Here is a 7,442-nt window from a genome sequence, read left to right as displayed (position 1 = left end):
CGGCGTGGGCGACCCGCTGCCCGCCCAGCGCCTGCGGCCCCGGCGCCACCAGCCGGGGCGGCCGCAACGGGAGCGCGAGCCCGAGCCCGTGCGCCGGGGCGCGCCCGACTTCCACGACTGGTGAACCGGCCCGCCCAAGTCTCTCGACGGGATGTTCTTGCAGGTGGGAGGCGCTGCGGAGAGCGTTGTCAGTGGGGAGTCGTACCGTTGGATCCATGCGGCCCGTAACTGAGATCGAACGCACTCTGGCGCCTTTCGAGGTCGTCAGCCCCTATCAGCCGAGCGGAGACCAGCCCACCGCCATCGCCGACCTGGAGCGGCGCGTGCGCGCGGGGGAGAACGACGTCGTCCTGCTCGGCGCGACGGGCACGGGCAAGTCCGCGACCACGGCGTGGATGATCGAGAAGCTCCAGCGGCCGACCCTGGTGATGGCGCCGAACAAGACGCTGGCCGCCCAGCTGGCGAACGAGTTCCGCGAGCTGCTGCCGAACAACGCCGTCGAGTACTTCGTCTCGTACTACGACTACTACCAGCCCGAGGCGTACGTGCCGCAGTCGGACACGTACATCGAGAAGGACTCCTCGATCAACGAGGAGGTCGAGCGGCTGCGCCACTCCGCGACGAACTCACTGCTCACCCGGCGTGACGTGGTGGTCGTGGCCTCGGTCTCCTGCATCTACGGACTGGGCACGCCGCAGGAGTACGTGGACCGCATGGTGCCGCTGCGGGTCGGCGGCGAGTACGACAGGGACGAGCTGCTGCGCCGCTTCGTCGAGATCCAGTACACCCGCAACGACGTGGCGTTCCAGCGCGGCACGTTCCGCGTCCGGGGCGACACCATCGAGATCTTCCCGGTCTACGAGGAGCTCGCGGTCCGCATCGAGATGTTCGGCGACGAGATCGAGGCGCTGTCGACGCTGCACCCGCTGACCGGCGAGGTCATCAGCGAGGACGAGCACCTCTACATCTTCCCGGCGAGCCACTACGTCGCGGGCCCCGAGCGCATGGAGCGCGCGGTCAACGACATCGAGCGGGAACTGGAGCAGCGCCTCGCCGAGCTCGACAAGCAGGGCAAGCTCCTGGAGTCGCAGCGGCTGCGCATGCGCACCACGTACGACATCGAGATGATGCGCCAGATCGGGTCGTGCTCCGGCATCGAGAACTACTCGATGCACTTCGACGGCCGCGACTACGGCTCGCCGCCCAACACGCTCCTCGACTACTTCCCCGAGGACTTCCTCCTCGTCATCGACGAGTCGCACAACACCGTGCCGCAGATCGGCGCGATGTACGAGGGCGACGCGTCCCGCAAGCGCACCCTGGTCGACCACGGCTTCCGGCTGCCGTCGGCGCTCGACAACCGCCCGCTCAAGTGGGAGGAGTTCCAGAAGCGGGTCGGCCAGACCGTGTACCTGTCGGCGACCCCCGGCCCCTACGAGCTGTCCCGCGGGGACGGCGTCGTCGAGCAGATCATCCGCCCCACCGGCCTGGTCGACCCCGAGGTCGTCGTCAAGCCGACGCAGGGCCAGATCGACGACCTGGTGCACGAGATCCGGCAGCGCACCGAGAAGGACGAGCGCGTCCTGGTCACGACGCTGACGAAGAAGATGGCCGAGGACCTGACGGACTACTTCCTCGAACTCGGCATCCAGGTCCGCTACCTGCACAGCGACGTCGACACCCTGCGCCGGATCGAGCTGCTGCGTGAGCTGCGCGCCGGCGAGTACGACGTGCTGGTCGGCATCAACCTCCTGCGGGAGGGGCTCGACCTGCCCGAGGTGTCGCTCGTCGCCATCCTGGACGCCGACAAGGAGGGCTTCCTGCGGTCGGGCACGTCCCTGATCCAGACGATCGGCCGCGCCGCGCGCAACGTGTCGGGCCAGGTCCACATGTACGCGGACAAGATCACGCCGGCGATGGAGCGCGCCATCGACGAGACGAACCGGCGCCGCGAGAAGCAGATCGCCTACAACACGGAGCGCGGCCTCGACCCGCAGCCGCTCCGGAAGAAGATCAACGACATCGTCGCGACGATCGCGCGCGAGGAGATCGACACGGAGTCGCTGCTCGGCACGGGCTACCGCCAGACCAAGAGCGGCAAGAACAACAAGAACGGCAAGCCCGCCAAGGCCCCCGTCCCGACGCTCGGCTCGGCGGCGAAGGGCGGCAAGGCCGGGGACGTGCCGACGGACCGGCCCGCGACGGAACTCGCGGGGATGATCGAGGAGATGACGGACCGGATGCGTGCCGCTGCGGCGGACCTCCAGTTCGAGGTCGCCGCCCGCCTGCGCGACGAGGTGGGCGAGCTGAAGAAGGAGCTGCGCCAGATGCGGGAGGCCGGCCTGGCCTGACGAGCCCCCATCCCTCCACCACGCTCCCGGTCAGCGGGCGGCCGCGCCCCGGCCCTGCGTACGGCGCGGCTCGTCCCGGCCTCCGCCGGCCCGCCCGGCCTCCGCTCCGTCGGCGGCCGCTCCCGCGTTCGCTCCCCCAACGGCCGGTGAACGCGGGTTGTGCCCGCGCGCGGCGACCGGGGTGACGCCCCGCGTGTGTCGGGCCCGGTGGCGCGGTCACTGGCCCGTCGCCTCGGGTGCTCCTGGGACGAGGGCGTTGCGCGGTGCGAACGTGTGTCTCAGGAACGACACAGTCGGCGTGAGCTCCCGGGAGCGGGGCACGGTCCCCGCGTAAGGTGCCCGAAAACCGCTCACCGACCGTGGGGCGGGGGGACCATGGAAAGGGAGGCCAGGACGTGGTGGACACATCCAACGGCGCTTCGCCGGGCGGCGGCGTCAGCCTGAGCAAGGGCCAGGGAATCAGCCTGGAGAAGAAGGGCGGGGGCACGCTCACCGCGGTGCGGATGGGCCTCGGCTGGCAGGCCGCCAAGCGGCGCGGCATGTTCGGGCGGCGCACCCGCGAGATCGACCTGGACGCGTCGGCGGTGCTCTTCTCCGAGAAGCAGCCGGTCGACGTCGTCTTCTTCCGCCACCTCGTGAGCGACGACGGGTCCGTGCAGCACACCGGTGACAACCTCGTGGGCGGCGCGGGCCAGGGTGACGACGACGAGTCGATCCTGGTGGACCTCTCGCAGGTGCCGGCGCACATCGACCAGATCGTCTTCACGGTGAACTCCTTCACCGGCCAGACGTTCCAGGAGGTGCAGAACGCCTTCTGCCGGCTCGTCGACGAGACCAACGGCCAGGAGCTGGCCCGCTACACGCTGGACGGCGGCGGGCAGTACACCGCGCAGATCATGGCCAAGGTCCACCGCTGCGACGGCGGCTGGCGGATGACGGCGATCGGCACGCCGGCGAACGGCCGCACCTTCCAGGACCTGATGCCGTCGGTACTGCCGCACCTCTGACGCGGGACCCGGCTCCGGGCACGCGCCGCCCGACCCACGGCGCGCGCCCGGAGCCGTCGCATGTCCGGAGCCGTCGCATGTCGAGAGCCGTCGCACCGGCGCGTGACCGCGGCCGCCCCACCGGCGTGCGCCCGGAGCCGTCGCATGTCCTGCCGGGGGCCGCGCCCTCCTGCGGCGGCCCCCCGCACGCCCCTGAGCAGCCATTTTGAATGATCTTTGCCCGACGCTTTACTCTTTCATGGGTTTTCCCGTACCGTGGTGTGCAGCGGAGGGGAGTACTCCCGCATCGCGACGTACCCGTCAATACGGATCGCCATCGGTCCCGGGGCGTCGGCCTGAGGGACGGCGGCGGCCGTCACAGGTGGAAGAGACCTCCGGCAGGCAGCGCGCACGCACCGGCGCTGCCCGAAGTCGTATGACGCCGGAGGCACGATGGACATCTCACTGACCGTGTGGCTGCTGACCGTTCTCGGCCTGACGGTCCTCGTCGCGATCGACTTCTTCATCGGGCGCAAGCCCCACGAGGTGTCGGTCAAGGAAGCCGGCGTATGGACCGCCGTCTGGGTGGTCCTCGCGGGGCTGTTCGGGCTCGGGCTCATGGTGTTCGGTGGCGCGAAGCCGGGTGGCGAGTTCTTCGCCGGTTACGTCACGGAGAAGTCGCTCAGTATCGACAACCTCTTCGTGTTCATCGTGATCATGGCCAAGTTCGCCGTTCCGCTCCGCCTCCAGCAGCGCGTCCTGCTGTTCGGCGTGCTGATCGCGCTGGTGCTGCGCGCCGGGTTCATCGCCGCGGGCGCGGCCGTCCTCGCGAGCTTCTCGTGGGTGTTCTTCCTGTTCGGCGCGTTCCTCATCTACACGGCGTGGAAGCTGATCCAGGAGGCGCGTTCCGGCCACGACGAGGAAGAGGAGTGGGAGGAGAACCGCCTCCTCAAGTCGATCGAACGCCGCTTCGGCGTGGCGGACCGCTACCACGACACGAAGCTGTTCATCAGGCGCGGCGGCCGGCGCATCCTCACCCCGCTGATGGTGGTCATGCTCGCCATCGGCACGACGGACGTGATGTTCGCGCTCGACTCCATCCCGGCGATCTTCGGACTGACCCAGGACCCGTATGTCGTCTTCACCGCCAACGCGTTCGCGCTGATGGGCCTGCGCCAGCTGTACTTCCTGATCGGCGGGCTGATGAGGAAGCTCGTCCACCTCAGCTACGGGCTGTCGGTGATCCTCGGCTTCATCGGAGTGAAGCTGGTCCTGCACGCGCTGCACGAACTGGGCGTGCACGTCCCGGAGATCGGCATCTCCGTCTCGCTGTCGGTGATCGGCGGCGTCCTGCTCGTCACGACCGTCACCAGCCTGTTCGCGTCCCGCAGGCAGGCGGCGGCCGCCCCGTCCACGACCCCGCACCCCGGCCCGCCCCGCGAGGGCGAGCGCGAGGCCGGCGGCGTGTCCGGCTCCAAGAGCCAGGACAGCGTGGACGTCTGAGTCGTCCGTCGCCCTCGACTGGTCGGTGGTCGAGGGCGACGGGCCCGGCCCCCGCCCGGCCCCTTCACCGGGGCACCGGGCGGGGGCCTCATCCTGCCGCCCCGGCAGCCGGCCCCCTGCATCCGGCCCCCGGGCGTCCGGCCCCCGGGGCATCCGGCCCCGGGGCATCCGGCCCCGGTCCCGCGTCCCTCAGTACGTCACGGCGATCCTCAGTACGTCACGGTGATCCGCCGGGCCGGGCCGTCGACCCGGACCGTCCCGCCGTACGGCACGATCAGTTGCGGATCCGTGTGCCCGAGGTCGACGTCGAAGACGGCCATGGTCCCCGGCGCGTACGCGGCCAGCGCGCGTTCGACGGCGGCCCGCTGCTCGGCCGCGTACCGGGCACCCTCCTGCGGCGTGGTCCGCCGCTGCAGCGACCACGTCTTGGGCCGCCCCATCAGCAGGGCGGGGAAGCGGGCGAGCAGACCGCGCCCGCCCATCGCGCGCAGGATCCGGTACACCTCCGTCGCCGACGGCAGTTCCTCGGAGGTCTCCAGCAGCAGCACGCAGCCGTCGTACACCGACGGGTCCGCCTGGATCTCGCGGCCCTCCACCAGCATCGTCGACAGCACCTCCAGGCAGCCGCCCCAGCTCGGCCCCTCCACCACGCGCTCCGGGCCGTGCCAGGACCAGCCGGCGCCCGGGCGGGTCTCCGGCTCCGCGTCGAACGTGGCGGGGTCGGCCCAGTCCCGGTCGGTGTCCCGGAACCGGCCCGCCGGCCGCAGTTCGTAGGGGCCCGACGTGAACAGGGCGGCGCGCAGCGACCCGGCCGTCAGCGGGTCCATCCGGCCGGGCCGGCCGAGCTCCACCATCACGCTGCCGCCGTGGTAGCCGACGACGCCGCAGTTCCAGAGGTACGCGAGCAGGTGGGTGTTGTCGCTGTAGCCGAAGAAGGGCTTGGGGTGCGACGCGATCAGCTCGCGGTCCAGATGCGGCAGCACCGTGATCTGGTCGTCTCCGCCGATGCTCGCGAGGACGGCCATGATCGTGGGGTCGGCGAAGGCGGCGTGGATGTCGGCGGCCCGTTCCCGCGCGCTTGCGCCCATCCGGCGTGTGGCCGGGTACTCCACCGGCTCCAGCCCGAACTCCTCGCGCAGGCGGCGCAGCCCCAGCTCGTAGGGGAGCGGTAGGACGCCGGGCAGTCCGGACGACGGGGAGATCACGGCGACCCGGTCGCCCGGTCGCGGCTTCGGCGGACGGCGCGGACGCCCGGGCGCGGCCCGTAGAGCCGGCTCCCCCGGCGCAGCGGCTGCCGGGGCGGCCGGTACGGGCCCTCCCGGCTGCCCGCCCACCGGTGCCGTCGGGCCGTCGCGCGGTGGCGTCCGCCCGCCCAACGGTGCCGTCGGGCCGTCCCGCGGTGGCGTCCGCCCGTCCGCCGGGGACTGCGGACCGGCCTTGGGGGACGGCGGCTCGGCCTCGTGCGAGGGGCTGGATGTCGGCATGGCCGCGAGGTTAGCGAGCGGCGCCCCGACGTACGAGCGATTAAGCCCGCGGTCTAGCGTGGTCGGCGACATCGGACGGCCCGGCGCACATCGCAGCGGGGCCGCGCGCCGGCGGCCCGCTCGCCGCCGGCGGGCGAGACCGGTACGCGAAAGAGGGTGCGGCGTGCTGCCGGAACTGACGTTGAGCCGGGGCCTGACGACCTGGACGCTCGACCCGGCGGCCCTCGTCGCCGTGGTGGCGCTCGGCGCCCTGTACGCGTACGGCGTCGCGCGCCGCGTGCGGTCGGGCCGGCGGTGGCCGGTGCTGCGGACGGCGTCCTTCGCGGTGCTCGGCCTCGGCATGATCGTCGTCGCGACGATGTCGTCGCTCGCCGTCTACGACCGGGTCCTGTTCTGGCCGGCCGCCGTCCAGAACATCCTGCTCGACCTGCTGGCCCCGCTCGGCCTGGCGCTCGGCGACCCGCTGGCCCTCGCGCCGCCGGACGGGCGGTTGCACCGCGCGCTGACCTCGCGGCCCGTGCGGCTGCTCACGTTCCCGCTCGTCAGCTCGCTGTTCGTGCTGGTGTCGGAACTCGGCATCTACTTCACGCCGTACTTCCCCACGGCCCTCTCCAACGACCTGGTCCGCCAGCTGATGCACGCGCAACTGCTGCTCACCGGGAGTCTGTTCGTCCTGCCCATGCTCACCGGGCAGGAACTGCTGCCCCGCTGGTGCACCCACCCGATCAGGGCCGCGCTGGTCTTCTTCGACGGGCTCTTCGACTCGATCCCCGGCATCGTGGTCATGACCAGCGGCACCCTCGTCGCGGGGGACTGGTACCGGGCGCACCCCCGCCCCTGGGGCCCCACCCTCGCCTTCGACCAGATGCTCGGCGGCGGCCTGATGCTGACGCTCGCGGAGATCGTCGCGCTGCCCTTCCTCATCGCGGTCTTCTTCCAGTGGTGGCACGAGGAACGGGACCGCTCCGCCGAACTCGACGCGCGGCTCGACGCGGAACTCGTGCCCGTCGCGGCCCCCGTCGCGGTCGCCTCCGCACGGGGCGGGAACCGGCCGGCCGCCTCCCCGGAGCAGGAGGGCGCCGACGGGACCGCCGCGGCGGCGACCGTGCCGCCCGCCG

5 protein-coding genes are annotated in these 7,442 nt (G+C 71.8%); 4 read left to right on the top strand and 1 reads right to left on the bottom strand.

Features of this window, described 5'->3' with window-relative positions; all coding sequences use genetic code 11:
- Window positions 1–215 precede the first annotated feature (215 nt).
- The 3 genes from uvrB to L1885_RS19870 all read left to right on the top strand — a co-directional run bounded on the left by uvrB (window position 216) and on the right by L1885_RS19870 (window position 4,840).
- Window positions 216–2,351: an excinuclease ABC subunit UvrB gene (gene uvrB / locus L1885_RS19880; protein WP_235798514.1), complete on the top strand. Its 2,136-nt coding sequence runs from the start codon at window positions 216–218 to the stop codon at window positions 2,349–2,351.
- Between the two features lie 395 nt (window positions 2,352–2,746).
- The gene (locus L1885_RS19875) at window positions 2,747–3,358 is read left to right on the top strand and encodes a TerD family protein (protein ID WP_308117359.1); all 612 of its coding nucleotides are present in this window, start codon (window positions 2,747–2,749) and stop codon (window positions 3,356–3,358) included.
- 432 nt (window positions 3,359–3,790) lie between these two features.
- A complete protein-coding gene (locus tag L1885_RS19870) occupies window positions 3,791–4,840 on the top strand; it encodes a TerC family protein (protein ID WP_235798513.1) in 1,050 nt (349 codons plus the stop codon).
- A 209-nt stretch (window positions 4,841–5,049) separates the two neighbouring features.
- Here L1885_RS19870 and L1885_RS19865 read toward each other — a convergent pair whose 3' ends face one another.
- Window positions 5,050–6,045 (bottom strand): S66 family peptidase, encoded by a 996-nt coding sequence (locus tag L1885_RS19865; protein WP_235798512.1) that lies wholly within the window; start codon window positions 6,043–6,045, stop codon window positions 5,050–5,052.
- A 442-nt stretch (window positions 6,046–6,487) separates the two neighbouring features.
- On the opposite strand from L1885_RS19865, the gene L1885_RS19860 reads away from it, so the two are divergent.
- A partial coding sequence (locus tag L1885_RS19860) for a cytochrome c oxidase assembly protein (RefSeq protein ID WP_235798511.1) occupies window positions 6,488–7,442 on the top strand: 955 nt, incomplete at its 3' end.

The organism is Streptomyces fuscigenes (genome assembly GCF_021556455.1).
Lineage (GTDB): Bacteria > Actinomycetota > Actinomycetes > Streptomycetales > Streptomycetaceae > Streptomyces > Streptomyces fuscigenes.
Note: the sequence above shows the minus strand (reverse complement) of the source record. Positions and strands in the feature narration are given on the sequence as shown.